Below are 15,399 nucleotides of genomic sequence, written 5' to 3' on the forward strand. Positions count from 1 at the left end.
GCGGCGCTGCCCGAACTCGAAGTGGCGGCGCTGCCCGAACCCGATCCAGCAGCGTCGCCGGCATCCGATCCGGCGGCGGCGCGCGGCCGTGGCCGCGCCTTGCTCCGCTCCGCTCCGCTCCTCTCCGAGAACCCACCCGCCGCCCATGGCCGGGAGAAACCGAGGCACCCCGTGAGAACCGCACCCCTGCCGGCCGCGCCCCCCACCCGGGAGACGCCCGACGCGCCCGCCCAGCCGTACGGCTACCGACGCCACGAGGCCGTCGAGCCCGACTGGCGGCGCTTCGCGGCCTGGCGGGACGTCACCGCCGCCGAGTGGCGTGATCCGCAGTGGCAGCGCGCCCACTGCGTCAAGGGGGTCCGGCAGCTGCGCGAGGTGGCCGGTACCGGGCTCGACGACGCGTTCTACGACGATCTCGCGGCCGACCAGGCGCAGTTCGCGACCATGCCGATCCTGCTCACCCCGCACGTCCTCAACACCATCGCTCCCACGTCCGCCCCCGACACCACCGCCTGGTACGCGGACCCGGTCCGCCGCTACATGCTGCCCGTCGCCAGCGACCGGCATCCCAGGTGGCCCAGTCACCCGCTCGCCTCCCGCGACTCCCTGCACGAAGCCGAGATGTGGGTGGTCGAGGGCCTCACCCACCGCTATCCGACCAAGGTGCTCGCCGAACTCGTCACCACCTGCCCGCAGTACTGCGGCCACTGCACCCGGATGGATCTGGTCGGCACCTCGACCCCGCAGATCGACAAGTACCGTTTCGTGCTGCGTCCGGCGGACCGCCTGGACCGGATGATCGCCTATCTGCGCGCCACCCCCACCGTGCGCGACGTCGTGGTCTCCGGCGGTGATGTCGCCAACGTGCCCTGGCCGCGGCTGCGTTCGTTCGTGGACCGGCTTCTCGACCTGGACAACGTCCGGGACATCCGGCTCGCCAGCAAGGGCCTGGTCGGACTGCCCCAGCACTGGCTCGCCCCCGAGGTGCTCGACGGCATGGCCCAGCTCGCCGCCAAGGCGTCCGCGCGCGGCGTCGGTCTGGCGATGCACACCCACGCCAACAGCGTCCAGCAGGTCACCCCGCTGGTCGCCGAGGCGTCCCGCGCGCTGCTGGCCGCCGGCCTGCGCGACATACGCAACCAGGGTGTGCTCCTGCACGGCGTCAACCACACCCCGGAGGCCCTGCTCGACCTGTGCTTCGCCCTGCTCGACAGCGCCCAGATCATGCCGTACTACTTCTACCTCTGTGACCTCGTGCCCGGTGCCGAGCACTGGCGGCTCCCGCTCTCCGAGGCCCAGCGCCTCCAGCACGCCATCATGGGCTACCTGCCCGGCTTCGCCACCCCGCGCCTGGTGTGCGACGTGCCCTACGTCGGCAAGCGCTGGGTGCACCAGGCCGACGCCTACGACCGTGAACTGGGCATCTCCGACTGGTCGAAGAACTATCTGACCTCGGTCGAGCACGACGACCCCGCGGCGCTGCGCCGCGTCCACCACTACTACGACCCGCTGCACACCCTGCCCGACGCCGGTCAGGCGCACTGGGCGCAGTGGCAGCCGGAGGAGACCCGGTGAACGCCGGTACGCGGACGCAGGGTTCACCGCTCGGACTGCACCGGGTGCTCGCGCCGGCCGGGGTGCTGCCGCAGGCCGCCGAGCGGCTCGACCCCGACTCCCCGCTGCGACAGGACGAACTGCGCATCGACGTGGAGTACCTCAACCTGGACGCGGCGTCCTACCGGCAGCTCCACGAGGAGCACGGCGGGGACGGGGACGCGATCCGGGAGGCGGTGTGCCGGATCGTGCGCGAGCGCGGCAAGATGCACAACCCGGTCACCGGCTCGGGCGGCATGCTGATCGGCACCGTGGCCGAGGCCGGGCCGCGCACCCCGCTCGGTCTCGAGCCCGGCGACCGGGTGGCCAGCCTGGTCTCCCTCACCCTGACCCCGCTGGCGCTGACCGACGGGCTGCGCGACTGGGACGGGCTGGGGGAGCGCGTACCGGCCCGCGGGCACGCCGTCCTCTTCGGGCGGTCGGTCGCCGCGGCCCTGCCCGCCGACCTGCCCGACGAACTCTCCCTCGCGGTACTCGACGTGTGCGGCGCGCCCGCGCTGACGGCCCGTACCGTCGCCGAGTACGCCGCCCGGTCCGGCACCGCGCCGTCCGTGGCGGTCCTGGGCGCGGCCGGCAAGTCGGGCTGTCTGGCGCTGGCCGCCGCCCGCCGGGCGGGCGCCGGACGGCTCGTGGGCGTCGTGCCCGACGGCGCGGAGGAGGCCGCGCTCACCGCGTCGGGCCTGGCCGACACGGTGGTGAGGGTCGACGCGCGCGACGCGGTCGAGCTGAGCGACCGGCTCCACGGGTCCGGCGGTCCCGTCGACATCACCGTGGTCTGCACCGACGTACCCGGCTGTGAGCACGCGGCGGTGCTGGCGACGCGCGACGGCGGCACCGTCGTCTTCTTCTCGATGGCCACCTCGTTCCCCACGGCCGCGCTCGGCGCCGAGGGGCTGCGCGCCGACGTCACCATGCTGATCGGCAACGGCTATCAGCCCGGCCACGCCGAGCAGGCGCTGGACCTGGTGCGCACCGAGCCGGGGGTGCGGCAGCTGTTCGCCCGCAGACTCGCACCGCCCCGCACCGGCACCACCGTCTCCCGGCCTCCGGCTGCCCCGGCCGAAACCAACCCCACCACCAACCCCACCCCCACGGCCGCCCCCGTCGGCAAGCTCGGACTCGACCCCCGTCTGATGCGCCGCGCGCGGGAGCTGGCCGTGCGCGCCGGACGCCCGGTGGTGGACATGGCCCGGTCCCACACCACCGTGGCGGTCGAACGGGCGGCGCTGCGGCTGGCCGGGCTGTCCGGTGCCGACGCCGAGGGCATCCCCTGGGTCAACCGGCTGGTGGACGCGGTGCGTGACCAGGTCGGTCTGGAGCACGGGGTCGCGCTGCCGGTCTGGCACGCGCTGCGCACCGGGACGAGCCGCGACCTCACCGAGCTGGCTGCCCGCGCCACCGCCCGGGACGTGTCCTTCCGGCTGCCCGAGGGCGCCGCCGCCGAGAGCGCCGTACGCGACGCCCGCCGGGCCATGGCCCAGGGCCTGACCGTCATCGACGGCCGCCGCCGGGAACGCGAGCGTCTGATCCGGCAGGGGGGCAGGCCCCGCGGCCCGCTCGTGTACCTGATCGTGGCCACCGGCGACATCCACGAGGACGTCCGCCAGGCCGTGGCGGCGGCCCGTGGCGGTGCCGACGTCATCGCGGTCATCCGCTCCACCGGTCAGTCGCTGCTCGACTACGTGCCGCACGGCGCCACCCGCGAGGGTTACGCCGGCACCTACGCCACCCAGGAGAACTTCCGCCTGATGCGCGCCGCCCTGGACGAGGTGTCGGCCCAGCTCGGCCGTTACGTCCGCCTGACCAACTACGCGTCGGGACTGTGCATGCCGGAGATCGCCGTACTGGCCGGTCTGGAACGGCTCGACATGATGCTCAACGACTCGATGTACGGCATCCTCTTCCGCGACATCAACCCGGTCCGCACCTTCGTCGACCAGCGCTTCTCCCGGCAGTTGCACGCCCGCGCCGGCATCGTCATCAACACGGGCGAGGACAACTACCTGACCACCGCCGATGCGATGCAGGCGGCCCACACGGTGACGGCCAGCCAGCTGCTGAACGAGTACTTCGGCAAGGAGGCGGGACTCACCGACGCCCAACTCGGCCTGGGGCACGCCTTCGAGATCGACCCGGACCTGCCCGACTCGTTCCGGATGGAGCTCGCCCACGCCCTGCTCGCCCGCGAACTGTTCCCGGACGCGCCCCTCAAGTGGATGCCCCCGACCCGCCACATGACGGGCGACGTCTTCCGAGGCTATCTGCTCAACGGGTTCTTCAACCTGGCCGGTGCCCTGACCAGGCAGGACATCCTGCTGGTCGGCATGATGACCGAGGCCGTCGTCACCCCTTTCCTCTCCGACCGCGACCTGGCGCTGCAGAACGTCCGGTACGTGATGGACGCCGCCGGCGCCCTGGAGGAGGACTTCCGGCCCGCACCCGGCGGCGTCATCGCCCGGCGCGCGGACACGGTGCTGCGCGAGGCCGTCGGCCTGCTGGAGCGACTGTGCGACCGCGGACTGCTGGACGCCATCGCCGAGGGCACCTTCGGCGGCATGCGCCGTCCCGTCGACGGCGGCCGTGGCCGGGACGGGGTGGCCGAGCGCGCCCCCGGCTACCGCAACCCCGCCATCGAGCTGCTGGACGCGTCCGCGGACCCCGGCCCCGGCCCCGACTTCGACCCCGACTCCGAAGGAGAGGACCAGAGATGAACACCCCCGCAGGGCCGCCGCCCGCGGTCCGTCCCTACGGGGACACCACGGACGACGGCATGGTGCAGCTGTCGTTCACCCTCCCCCTCCCGCACGGCCCGCTCGCCGAGGCCGCGGCACTCCAACTGGCTCGCCGCATGGGCATCGAGCGCCCCCTGCTGGTGCACGCCCGGCCGGTGGGCACCGAGTTCGGCTTCTTCGTCGTCTACGGCGCGGTCGCACACCGGGTGGAACTGGACACGGTCGACGTCCTGGAGCGGGAGTACCCGCTGCTGTCGGCCCAGGAGGTCGACGAGACCGTGCACCAGGGGCTGGGACGCGAGCTGGTGGTGGTCGGCGCGTGCATAGGAACGGACGCCCACACCGTCGGCATCGACGCCATCCTCAACATCAAGGGCTTCGCCGGGCAGAAGGGCCTCGAGTACTACCACTCGATGCGGGTCGTCAATCTCGGCGCCCAGGTCGCGGTGGCCGACCTGGTGCGCCGGGCGGTGAGCGAGCGCGCCGACGCCGTCCTGGTCTCCCAGGCCGTCACCCAGCGCGACGCGCACCTGACCAACGTGCGTGAACTCGCAGCCGAACTGGACGTGGCGTTCGCCGGGCGCGTCCGGCCCCTGCTCGTGGTGGGCGGACCGCGCTTCGACCCCGGCATGGCCGCCGAACTGGGCGTCGACCGCGTCTTCGGACGCGGCACCACCCCCGACGACGTGGCCAGCTACCTCGCCCACGCCCTGACCTACGGGCGGGCCACCGCGATGGACGACAGGAGCGCCGTATGAGGCCCCCACAACCGGTTCCACAACCGGTCCCGCTGTCGGCTTCGCCGCCGGTCCCGCAGCCGGTCCGGGTGACCGCCGCCGAGGACCGGCTCGACGCCCGGTTCCGCGCGGTCGCCGCCCGCGAGCCCGATCGTACGGCCGTCACCGACGCCCGGGGCTCGGTCACCTACGGCCGGCTCGCCGAGCAGGCCGACGCGGTCACCCGCGCCCTGCGCGGCCGGGTGACCGCGGGGCAGCCCGTGGCGCTGCGGGCCGGGCGGTCCGGGCACGCGCTCGCCGGGCTCCTCGGCATCCTGGGCGCCGGAGCCTCCTATCTGCCGGTCGACCCCGGGTATCCGCAGGAGCGGCAGCGTCATCTGCTCGACGACTCGGGCACCCGGTTGATCCTCACCGAAGGACCGCCGGCGCCCGGCGAGAGGCCGCTCGCCGAGCTGGGACCGCTCGTCCTCGTCTCCCGTCCGCCCGCCCCCGACGCCCCCGACGCCGCCGTCACCCCCGTCCTCCCGGCGGACACCGCCTACATCATCTACACCTCCGGCTCCACCGGCGCGCCCAAGGGCTGCGTCGTCGGCCATGCGCAGGTGCTGGCCCTGCTGGACGCCGCGGTGCCGCTGTTCGACCTCGGAACCGACGAGGTGTGGACGCTGTTCCATTCCTGGAGCTTCGACTTCAGCGTGTGGGAGATCTGGGGGGCCCTGCTGTACGGCGGCCGGGCGCTGATCGTCGACCGGGAGACCGCCGCCGACCCCGAGGCCTTCGCCGGGCTGCTGGCGGCCGAGCGGGTCACCGTGCTCAACCAGGTGCCCTCCGCCTTCGGCAACCTCGTCACCGAGGCGGCGGCCGGCGGGGTGCGACTGCCGGCCCTGCGTCATGTCGTCCTCGGCGGCGAGGCCCTCGTGCCCGACGACGTACGCCGCTGGTGGGACGCGGGCACGGCGCCCGCCGCGACCGTCACCAACATGTACGGCATCACGGAGACCACCGTCCATGTCACGCACTGCACCGTCACGGCCGACGTCCTGCGCGAGGCCGGTGGCGGACGCACCCCGATCGGACGGCCGTTGGGCCACCTGACTGTGGAACTGCGCGACGGGCAGGGGGAGTTGGTGGCGCCGGGCGAACCCGGTGAGCTGTGGGTGGGTGGTGCGGGCGTGAGCCACGGCTACCTCGGCCGCCCCGGACTCACCGCCGAGCGCTTCCCCGCGGCGCCGGACGGCACGGGCCGCCGCTACCGCAGCGGTGACTGGGCCGTCGCCGACGCCGACGGCCTGCTGTACTACGTGGGCCGGATGGACGGCCAGGTCAAACTGCGCGGCTTCCGCATCGAACTCGGCGAGGTCGAGGCCGAGTTGCGCGCGCTCCCCGGCGTCGACGGCGCCGCCTGCCTCGTCGACCACAGCGGCCGTGCACCGGTGCTCAGCGCCTGTCTGGTCGCCGACCGTGACGCACTGCCCCCCAGCCGGGTGCGTGAGCACCTGGCCGAGCGGCTGCCCGCGCACCTGCTGCCGCAGCGGCTGCGCTATCTCGACCGGCTGCCGCTCACCCCGCACGGCAAGCTGGACCGGACGGCCCTGGCGGCCGCGTCCGGCACCGGTCCGCGCGGGGGAGACGCCCCGAACCCTGCGATGCGAGGCGGCGACCACCGTGCCGATTGAATTCATCGGGATGATCGGGACCAGGGACTCCGAGGGCGGCTCCCAGGGGCCCGCCGTCGACCCCGAGTTCACCCGGCGCTTCGCGCGCGTGCACGAGGCGGCCGGGTTCGACCGCGTCCTGATCGGCCACAGTTCCAGCTCGCCCGACGGCGCCCAGGTCGCCGCGTACGTGGCCGCGCACACCGAGCGCCTCGGGCTGCTGCTGGCCCACCGGCCGGGCATCCTGGCCCCCACCGCGGCCGCGCGGTCCTTCGCGACCCTCGATCACTTCAGCGGCGGGCGACTCGCCGTCCACGTCATCTCCGGAGGGAACGACGCCGAACAGCGGCGCGACGGCGACTACCTGGACAAGGACGACCGCTACGCCCGCACCGACGAGTTCCTGGAGGTCGTGAAACGGGCGTGGACCGAACCGGAGGGCTTCGACCACGAGGGCCGCCACTACCGGTTCGAGGACCACCGCTCCGAGGTACAGCCCCTGCAACTCCCGGCGATCCCGCTGTACTTCGGAGGTTCCTCGCCCGCCGCCCACCGGGTGGGCGGCAAGCACGCGGACGTGTTCGCGCTGTGGGGCGAGCCACTGGCCGAGACCGCCGAGCAGATCGAGGCCGTGCGGGCCGCGGCGCGCGCGGCCGGACGCACGGTGCCGCCCAGGATCAGCGTGTCGTTCCGGCCGGTGCTGGGCCGTACCGAGGAGGAGGCGTGGGAGCGGGCGCACGGCGTCCTCGACGCGATCCGCCGGCGCGGTACGGCGGGTTCCTTCTTCGACCGCGGTCGGCCGCCGTTGCCGCTCGGGCCGTCGGCGCGGCCCGAGAACGTCGGCTCGCAGCGGTTGCTGGCCGCCGCGGCGAAGGGCGAGCGCCACGACCGGGCCCTGTGGACCGCGCCCGCGGCGGCGACCGGGGCGGCGGGCAACTCCACGGCGCTGGTGGGGACTCCGGAGACGGTGGCCCAGGCGCTGTTGGACTACCTGGACATCGGAGTGACGACCTTCCTGCTGCGCGGGTACGAACCGCTGCGTGACGCCGAGGAGTTCGGTCGGACGCTGCTGCCGCTGGTGCGCCAGGAGGCGGAGCGGCGCGAACGGTCGGGGGTGGTCGCGCACTGAGCGGCGTGCCGCGCGTGGGCGCACAGCACGACGGCGGAGGGCGCCGGTGGGGATCACCCACCGGCGCCCTCCGCCGTCGAGGGGGAGGAGATCACGCCTGTGCCAGGCCGAGGTCGTGGTGCCGGGAGACCTGAAAGGCCAGCACCATGAGATGCGCTCGGTTGCTGACTCCCGCCTTTCCCCGGATTCTGCGCAGGTAGGTGTCCACGGTGTGCGGGCTCAGATTCATTCTGCGCGCGATGGAGGAATACGTGTGGCCCTCGGCGAGATAGCCGAGCACTTCGAGCTCACGGTCGCTGAGTTGATTCAGTATTTCGACGGTGAACGGACTCACAGGTGTGCCTTTCTTGGTGAACGCAAGGGCCTCACGGCCGGGCCTTCGCCGGCCCGACGGACAGGACTGCCGGACACACTTCGCGCGCCGCCGAGCTGCTTGCGGGTGACGCGGGTTAAGGTGCGCCCGTGGTCGGGGGACGACACTGTGGGGGTGTGCAAACCGAGTGGTGACCGTCTGCCCGATCCGGGGGCGGCGTTCTGACCTGGCGCCTTGGCCGGTCCCGGACCCGCCGTTCCCGTCACGGCTTCAGCCGTCGCGCCGTTCCCCGGACTCGTCGAGCCGCGTGCGGACCGGTTCAGCTGCCCGAGCTGCCCCAGCCGCTGTCGCCGGAGACGGTGATGCCGGAGACGGTGACGCCGGAGACGGTGACGCCGGCCGCGTCGGTCACCACGTCGTTGATGACGCGACCGCCCCACCCGCTGTCCCCGTCCGTCCCGCCACCGCCGCCGGCGAGCACGGAATGCGCGGCCGTTCCGGGCGTGGGAGCCGCCACGGTGTGGGTCGCTCCCATGAACGCGCCGAATGCGATGCAGGCGACGGCGGAGGCTGCGGCGGCGGCACGGAAGGATTTCATGTGGGGCGCTCCTGGTTCTGATTTCTCGAACGGAACCGATAGTTCCGTGTGTTCGATCTCCGGTGCCTCAAGACTTCCGTGCCGACGACGGTCATGACCAGCGGCCGAGGTGCTCACCAAGCTGCCCCGCAGCAAAACGAACAGGGGATGTAATGGTAATACCCGATCAGAATCGGGCAATCGAGCCGCCTGCGAGACCCAGTGACAGCGAAGTCGCCCTGTACCGCTGGGTGGCGGCCAACGAACGCATGGACCCGGACCGCGCGGCCCGGGAACTGGGCCTCGCACGGGAGGAGGTGGAAGCCGCCGTCGTCTCCCTGACCGAACTCGGCCTGCTCAAACCCGATTTGAACGACCCGGCACGGTTACGCCCGGTCGACCCGGACCTGGTGGCCGCCGTGGTGACCATCTCCATCGAGGCGGCGATCCGCACCCAGCAGGCCGAACTGCACCGCATCCGAGACCAGTTCGCCGATCTGCGCGGCCACTACCGGGACAGCCTGAGCCGGGAGTCCGTCGACCTCGAGGTGATTCCCGGGGTGGAGGAGGTGCGGGCCGCCCTCAACCGGGCCGCCGAGGAGTGCACCGCGGAGATGCTCACCAGTCAGCCCGGCGGGAACCGGGTGCCGGAAGTCCTCCAGGAGGCCCTGGCCCGCGACACCGCGATGCTGTCGCGCGGGGTGCGGATGCGCACGCTCTACCACCACACGGCACGCTTCAACGGACCCAGCCAGGCCTATGTCGCCACCGTGTCCGCCCTCGGCGCCGAGTACCGCACCGCGCACGAGCTGTTCGGCCGGCTGATCGTCTTCGACCGCAAGACGGCCTTCGTCCCCGAACGCGGCGGCACATGGGGTGCCGTGGTGATCCGGGAACCCTCGGTCGTCCACTACCTCTGCGAGGTCTTCGAGCAGGCGTGGACGCAGGCGGCCCCGTTCTCCGACGCCGCCGCCGACGGCCTGGAACTGGTCGCGAAGGACATCCACCGGACGATCGTGCGGCTGCTCGCGGCCGGTCTGAAGGACGAGAGCATCGCGCGCCGGATCGGCATGTCCCTGCGTACCGCCAGAAAACACATCGCCGACATCATGGAGACGCTCGGAGCCGAGAGCCGCTTCCAGGCCGGGGTCCTCGCGGCACAGCAGGGACTCCTCGACGAAGCCCCGGAGGCCGCACCCGTCGACTGAACCGAACGCTCGCTGCGGACCGCCCAGGGAGGCCGCCGGGTGGCGACGGGCCGCCACCGGTTCGGTACCGTGATCCCGGGACTGTCGCAACCCCCCTCGTGTGCACCAGAGTTCCTGCAAACCGCGGGCACGGGTCGACGCCACTGGCGCCGCTCGTTCCTGCGGCCATGTGGCGGAAGACCAGGAGACCTGCCCTTCTCGGGGTGTCCCGTGCACCACGGACGGGCCGTCCGCGCGTGAACCACGGCACGCGGGACGTTGCGGGTGCGATGCGGAGCGGAGCGGGACGTGGACTACGAAGGAGACTGGGGGAAGGGCGCATCCGGTCTGGAGCTCTTCGTCAGGGATCTGGCACTGTGCCTGTCGGTTCACCGGGACAGGGGACCGGCCCTGGTGTGGCCGGACGGCGTCGACGCCGTGCTGTCGGGGGACGACGGCGTACGGCGCGGGCGCGCGGACCCGGAACCGGAAGCCGAGCCGGTCGGCGTGGCCGCCGGGACGACGGAGCTCACCTCCGGGCTCGGTGAACTGCTGGGCTGCCGTGTCGGGAGTTCGTATCTCACGCTGCCCACCGGCGCGCAGAGCACCGGCAACACCGCGGCGACCGACCTCGTGCTCCTCCCCGTGCGCGGCAGCTGCGGCGGCCGGGTGGAACCCTCGCCGCCCGGACGGGCCCGCGCCGTACTGGACCGTGCCCTGGAACTGCGGCTCAGGGTGGGTGAGGCGCTCTACGTGCCGAGCGGATTCGGCTACGCCCTCAACGGGGCGCATTCGCCGTGCACGCTGCTCGTCCTCGCGCTGCATCCGCCGGTCTGGTGAGACGCACGAACGTCAGGAGCCGCTCGCGCAGGCCGGCGGTCAGCGTCCGCCGGGCCTCGCGGAGGGGGAAGTGCCCGCCCGGGAAGGACCTCGCCTCGGCCGTCCCCCGGGCGTAGCGTCGCCACTCCCGCACGGCCGCCTCGCCGACGGCCGGGCCCTGGCGTCCGTGATACGCGACGACCGGAGTGCCCAGCGGCTCGACCCCGGCGTCGGGCCGGTAGGTGTCGATCAGCCGGTAGTCCGCCCGCCCGGCGGGCATGACGACCGCGCGCAGCTCGTCGTCGGCCGGGACCTCGGCGTCGGTGCCGCCCTGCGCGAGGGTTCGGCCACCGGCCCGGCGTCCGACAGCAGATGCCGGGAACGCCTTCGGAGCCGGTGCGGCGCCACCATCGTGGAGACGAAGGGGTACGGCCACTCGATCCCGTGACGCGCCCGCGGCGGCTGCCGTGGGGACGTCCATGTCACACCTCCGGCCGGGTCTGCCGACGGGCGAAGTGGATCAACGGCTCGGCGTCCTCGTCCGTCTCCGCGTGAACCACGTGACCGATGACCAGGGTGTGGTCCGCGAGGGGCACGTACCGGGTGACGCGGCACACCACACCGGCCACCGCTCCGCCGAGGAGGGGAGCGCCGTGCGGGGAGACGTGGTCGATCCCGTCGAAGCGCCGGGCCGCCGGCAGCTCGGCGAACCGGGCGGCCAGCGCGTGCAGCCGATAGGGAAGCACGCTCACCCCGAAGCGGCCGGCCGCCCGGATGTGCCGGAGCGTCCCGCTGCCCGAGTCGAGCGAAGCCAGGAGGGTGGGCGGCCGGTCGGTCAGGGAGAGGACCGCGGTGGCGGTGCAGCCGACCGGGTGCTCCCCGTCGAAGGCGGTCACCACCGTGACACTGCGGGCGAAGCGGGTCATCACATCGCGGAACAGCTCCGGCGGGACCGTGTCGGGGCCGCCCGCGGGAGTGACGGCCTCCCCGGTGGTCGCTGTCATGGGTGAGTTTCTGCCTTTCGGGGCGTGGGGTTCTCTCGACCCCCGGCGCGTGCCGCCGTCCCGCCCGGCCGGGGGCCGGGGCCGGGCGGGACGGCGGCCATGGAGGCGGAGGGGGTGCCTTGTGGACCGATCAGGCCGGCACGGAGGCGCGTACCGCCGTGCCGAACTCGGCGGTGGTCGCGCCCGCCGTCTCACCGCCGTCGACGACCAGCTCCTGGCCGGTCAGGAAGGCGGCCTCGGGCGAGGCCAGATAGTGGAAGGCCGCCGCGATCTCCTCGGGCCGGGCGTGCCGGCCGGCCGGGATCCGGGCGTTGACGTCGGCCAGCATGTCGTCGGTGTACTCGGCGAGCTGCATGGGTGTCAGGACCGCTCCGGGACTCACGCAGGCCACCCGGATGCGGGGGCTGAGTTCCAGGGCGAAGGTCTGGGTGAGGGCGATGATGCCGGCCTTGGTGGCGTTGTAGTCGGCGTAGTGCGGGTAGCCGCGGCGGCCGTTGACGGACGCCGTCGCCAGCAGGACCCCGCCGTCGCCGTCGGCCATGAGGCGGGCAGCGCTCCGCCACAGCCCCAGGGTGCCGAGGAGGTTGACGTCGACCACACGGCGTGCGGCCTGCTCGGTGATGTCGAGGACGCCGTGGCGGACACTGATGCCGGCGTTGGCGATGACGACGTCCAGGGAGTGGTCCCGGTGCACCCGGGCCAGGGCGTAGTCGACGGCCTGCCAGTCCGCGACGTCGCAGCGGATCCACGAGACGGGACCGCCGGGCTCGTCCTGGGGTTCGGCGATGTCCAGACTGACCACACGGTCACCCGCTCGCGCGAAACGTTCGACGGTGGCCCGGCCGATGCCGCTGGAGCCACCGGACACGACGATGGTGCGCATGTCTTGCCGTCCCTTTCGGTGAGGGGAACGAGGGAGGTGGTGAAGAGGAGTGTCGAAGTGAGGGGAGGGGAGGGGGTGGTGGGAGGTGAGAGAGGAGATGGGAGGGAGCGGGTGTCGGGGGTGGTCAGAAGAGGACCCGCCTGTCGCCCGGCGAGGCGTGCGGGGTCGTCTTGCGCAGGTCACGGCTGACGATCATGCGCTTGAGCCAGCGGTCCGTCCCGTCGTGCGCGGCCCGGAAGGGCCTGCGGCCGTGCACGGCGACGTGGTTGTCCACCACCGCCAGGCTGCCCTGCTCCACGACCACGTCGAGCTGGACCCGCTCCAGCTCCTCCATCAGCTCGTCCAGGGCCTGCTGGGTGGACCCGTCCTGGCCCGCGCACGTCATGAACGGGTAATCGATCCGCAGGTAGGGGCGCTCCCGATCACCCGACAGGACCGGCACGGGCTCGGGGTCGGACTGCATCCGCAGCATGCCGGCCAGGGCCGGGTGACCGGGGTGGCGCTCCTGGAGCTGGCGTACGTGCTCGTCGTCGGGGCGGATGAGGAAACTGGGCGTGCGGAGCAGGTCCGCGGTCTCGTCACTGATCTTGACGTCGCGCACGGACGCCACGATGGTCGGCACCCGCTCGTGGTTGCGCATCCCGAAGAGGAGCAGGTAGTCGCAGCGGCCCGGGTGGAAACCGTCCTCGGTGTGGAACTCCAGCAGGCACTCGCTGCCGTGGCCGCTCTGCCGCAGTTCGTCGCCGCGGATGGGCAGCAGATTCTGTACGACCCGGCCCAGTTGGAGGGTGGAGAAGGTGAAGGGGTCGCCGAGGGCCGTGCCCACCATGGCCAGGAACAGCTCCTGGTCGAGGGGCGGGCCGTCGGCCGGCACGTCGGCCCAGTGGGCGGGGGTGGGGCCGACGGCCTCGTCGTCGACCGGGAAGCCGTGGATCACCAGCGCCGCGGCGGGTTCGGTGCGGCGGAAGTGCTCCAGGAAGGTGCGCAGTCCGGTCGGGAGGTGTGAGGCCGCGTCCCAGTGACGGTCGTAGAAGGCGGGCTGGGCGGGGGGCGGGGAGGAGTCGCGCAGGCGGCCGAGCGCCTCCTGGATCTGTTCGGTCTCAGCGGCGGACAGGACGTATTCGAGGGGAAGACCGTGATACATGCGGGGACCTGCCGGTTTCTGATGAGGAGGAGGACGACGGGAGGGACGGGGGAGAAGAGGGCGGGCGGGTGGACGAGGCGGGGACGGGGATCAGGGAGGCGGCGGCGCACAGCAGGCACAGGACGCCGCTGAACCGGAAGGCCTCGGCCGCACCGCCCTGGGCGAGCAGCGCGCCGCCCAGCGCCGTGCCCAGGCCGCTGCCGAGGGCGTCCGCCGTGCCGAGGAAGCCGAAGGCCCTCGCCGTGCGGCCGGGGCCGGCGTCGCGCGCCACCTGTGCCGAGACGAGCGGCAGGGCGACGGCCAGGAGGACGCCCTCGGCGAGCGACACGGCGACCGCCGCGGCCACCGAGCCCACCAGCGGGTACAGACAGGCGCAGCAGCCGAGTGCCAGTGCGGCGCAGCGGATGCGTGCCTGGCGGGACACCCGGGGAAGGACGGCGCCGGCCCGGGGCGACAGGACGAGCGCGGGCAGCGCCAGGCAGGCCGCGGACCAGGCGATGAGCGCGTTCCGGGCGCCCAGCTCCCGGAGGTACACGGCCCAGACCACGGAGTAGCCGCCGTAGAGCGCCGTGATGCCGAACAGCAGCACCAGGGGCGGCCACAGTGTGCCCAGCAGGGCGGACGGGGGGCCGGCCGAGGGCTCGGGGAGCGCCGACGCCAGAACCTTCTCCGACGCCGACGCCGACGCCGACGCCGACGCCGACGCCGACGCCGACGCCGATGCCGACGGCCGGGAGCCGGGGTGGCTCGCCGGGGCGCGGTCGCGCCGGTCCGCCGTACCGGCCACCGCGGTCGCGGTGAGGGCGACGGCGGTGGCCGCCCACGCCGCCCATGTGGTGCCGCCGTGCAGGAGGACGGCTCCCGCGCCGAGCGGGCCCACCAGGGCGCCCAGCATCTGTGCGGCCGTCAGCCGGCCGTACGCGCGCTCCAGTCGGTCCGCTCCCGGCGCCCGACCGCCGGGAGCGTGCGCGGCCAGCGTGGCGCGCAGTCCCGTCGCGGTGAGCGCCGCCCCCGCCATCAGCAGGAAGTCGGCGGCGGCCAGGCTCCACCACGGGGTGAGCGTGGCGAACGCCAGACAGCCGGCGCTCTGCACGCCCGTGCCCAGCAGCGTCATCCGGGTGGTGCGCCCATGGTGCCCCCACCGGCTCGCGGCGAGTTGGGCCAGTGCCCCGCCGGCCGCGGCCGCGGCCATCACCAGCCCGATCGCGCTGGTGGCGACCCCTCGGTCGAGGAGGATGAGCGTCTCCGCCGAGAACAGGCCGAGCTGGCTCGCCCGGGCGAGGAAGGCGACGGCCGTGACCGGAAGGGGCGCGCTCACCGCGCCGGCGCGGCGTCGGCGTCCATCGCCCGGACCAGGCTCGCGGGACGGATGTCCGTCCAGTGCTCGCCGATGTGGTCCAGGCAGTCCTGGCGCGAGCCTTCCGGCCGGGCCACCGTCCAGCCGGCCGGCACCTCGGCGAACGAGGGCCACAGGGAGTGCTGGTTCTCGTCGTTGACGAGGACGAGGAAGGTGCCGTCCGGGTTGTCGAAGGGGCTGCTCATGATGGGTTCCTCCTGGTATGCGGACATGGGTGGGTCGACAGGGGTGCGACGGGTGTCGTGAGA

General features: G+C 73.3%; 15 protein-coding genes. 7 read left to right on the forward strand and 8 right to left on the reverse strand.

Features of this window, described 5'->3' with window-relative positions; all coding sequences use genetic code 11:
• Positions 1 to 171: 171 nt before the first annotated feature.
• From ACIRPU_RS35590 to ACIRPU_RS35610, 5 genes are read left to right on the forward strand one after another with little or no spacing between them, the layout of a single operon-like run.
• Positions 172 to 1,575 carry a KamA family radical SAM protein gene (locus ACIRPU_RS35590; protein WP_403874812.1) on the forward strand — a complete coding sequence of 468 codons (1,404 nt, stop codon included), beginning with the start codon at positions 172 to 174 and terminating at the stop codon, positions 1,573 to 1,575.
• Entirely contained in the window at positions 1,572 to 4,325 is a 2,754-nt protein-coding gene (locus ACIRPU_RS35595; RefSeq protein ID WP_403874814.1) for a lysine 5,6-aminomutase subunit alpha TIM-barrel domain-containing protein, read from the forward strand. The genes ACIRPU_RS35590 and ACIRPU_RS35595 overlap by 4 nt, the downstream gene beginning before the upstream one ends.
• Positions 4,322 to 5,104 carry an OAM dimerization domain-containing protein gene (locus tag ACIRPU_RS35600; protein ID WP_403874815.1) on the forward strand — a complete coding sequence of 261 codons (783 nt, stop codon included), beginning with the start codon at positions 4,322 to 4,324 and terminating at the stop codon, positions 5,102 to 5,104. The genes ACIRPU_RS35595 and ACIRPU_RS35600 overlap by 4 nt, the downstream gene beginning before the upstream one ends.
• The gene (locus ACIRPU_RS35605; protein ID WP_403874817.1) at positions 5,101 to 6,759 is read left to right on the forward strand and encodes an amino acid adenylation domain-containing protein; all 1,659 of its coding nucleotides are present in this window, start codon (positions 5,101 to 5,103) and stop codon (positions 6,757 to 6,759) included. Before ACIRPU_RS35600 ends, ACIRPU_RS35605 begins: the two co-directional genes overlap by 4 nt.
• A complete protein-coding gene (locus ACIRPU_RS35610) occupies positions 6,749 to 7,867 on the forward strand; it encodes an LLM class flavin-dependent oxidoreductase (RefSeq protein WP_403874819.1) in 1,119 nt (372 codons plus the stop codon). The genes ACIRPU_RS35605 and ACIRPU_RS35610 overlap by 11 nt, the downstream gene beginning before the upstream one ends.
• Positions 7,868 to 7,958: 91 nt before the next feature.
• Here ACIRPU_RS35610 and ACIRPU_RS35615 read toward each other — a convergent pair whose 3' ends face one another.
• Together ACIRPU_RS35615 and ACIRPU_RS35620 are read right to left on the reverse strand one after the other, a co-directional pair.
• Positions 7,959 to 8,201 (reverse strand): helix-turn-helix transcriptional regulator, encoded by a 243-nt coding sequence (locus tag ACIRPU_RS35615; protein WP_351764672.1) that lies wholly within the window; start codon positions 8,199 to 8,201, stop codon positions 7,959 to 7,961.
• A 298-nt stretch (positions 8,202 to 8,499) separates the two neighbouring features.
• Positions 8,500 to 8,778, reverse strand: a complete 279-nt coding sequence (locus ACIRPU_RS35620) for a hypothetical protein (RefSeq protein WP_403874821.1) — start codon at positions 8,776 to 8,778, stop codon at positions 8,500 to 8,502.
• A gap of 230 nt (positions 8,779 to 9,008) precedes the next feature.
• Between ACIRPU_RS35620 and ACIRPU_RS35625 the strand changes: the two genes are divergently transcribed.
• Positions 9,009 to 9,965 carry a LuxR C-terminal-related transcriptional regulator gene (locus ACIRPU_RS35625; protein WP_403874823.1) on the forward strand — a complete coding sequence of 319 codons (957 nt, stop codon included), beginning with the start codon at positions 9,009 to 9,011 and terminating at the stop codon, positions 9,963 to 9,965.
• A 288-nt stretch (positions 9,966 to 10,253) separates the two neighbouring features.
• Positions 10,254 to 10,784, forward strand: coding sequence for a hypothetical protein (locus tag ACIRPU_RS35630; protein WP_403874825.1), 531 nt, complete (start codon positions 10,254 to 10,256; stop codon positions 10,782 to 10,784).
• Here the strand turns inward: ACIRPU_RS35630 and ACIRPU_RS35635 are convergent.
• The 6 genes from ACIRPU_RS35635 to ACIRPU_RS35660 all read right to left on the reverse strand — a co-directional run bounded on the left by ACIRPU_RS35635 (position 10,723) and on the right by ACIRPU_RS35660 (position 15,336).
• Entirely contained in the window at positions 10,723 to 11,244 is a 522-nt protein-coding gene (locus ACIRPU_RS35635) for a thioesterase II family protein (protein ID WP_403874828.1), read from the reverse strand. The two genes, ACIRPU_RS35630 and ACIRPU_RS35635, sit on opposite strands and share 62 nt — an antisense overlap.
• Position 11,245: 1 nt before the next feature.
• On the reverse strand, positions 11,246 to 11,767 hold the full coding sequence (locus ACIRPU_RS35640) for a flavin reductase family protein (protein ID WP_403874830.1): 522 nt from the start codon (positions 11,765 to 11,767) through the stop codon (positions 11,246 to 11,248).
• Positions 11,768 to 11,897: 130 nt separating this feature from the next.
• A complete protein-coding gene (locus tag ACIRPU_RS35645) occupies positions 11,898 to 12,650 on the reverse strand; it encodes an SDR family NAD(P)-dependent oxidoreductase (RefSeq protein ID WP_403874832.1) in 753 nt (250 codons plus the stop codon).
• A 124-nt stretch (positions 12,651 to 12,774) separates the two neighbouring features.
• On the reverse strand, positions 12,775 to 13,794 hold the full coding sequence (gntD, locus tag ACIRPU_RS35650; RefSeq protein ID WP_385561448.1) for a guanitoxin biosynthesis L-enduracididine beta-hydroxylase GntD: 1,020 nt from the start codon (positions 13,792 to 13,794) through the stop codon (positions 12,775 to 12,777).
• Positions 13,751 to 15,112: an MFS transporter gene (locus tag ACIRPU_RS35655; RefSeq protein WP_403874835.1), complete on the reverse strand. Its 1,362-nt coding sequence runs from the start codon at positions 15,110 to 15,112 to the stop codon at positions 13,751 to 13,753. Before ACIRPU_RS35655 ends, gntD begins: the two co-directional genes overlap by 44 nt.
• Positions 15,109 to 15,336 (reverse strand): MbtH family protein, encoded by a 228-nt coding sequence (locus ACIRPU_RS35660; RefSeq protein ID WP_351764681.1) that lies wholly within the window; start codon positions 15,334 to 15,336, stop codon positions 15,109 to 15,111. Before ACIRPU_RS35660 ends, ACIRPU_RS35655 begins: the two co-directional genes overlap by 4 nt.
• Positions 15,337 to 15,399: the final 63 nt, after the last annotated feature.

This window comes from Streptomyces sp. NPDC102259 (assembly GCF_044766465.1).
Classification (GTDB): Bacteria; Actinomycetota; Actinomycetes; order Streptomycetales; family Streptomycetaceae; genus Streptomyces.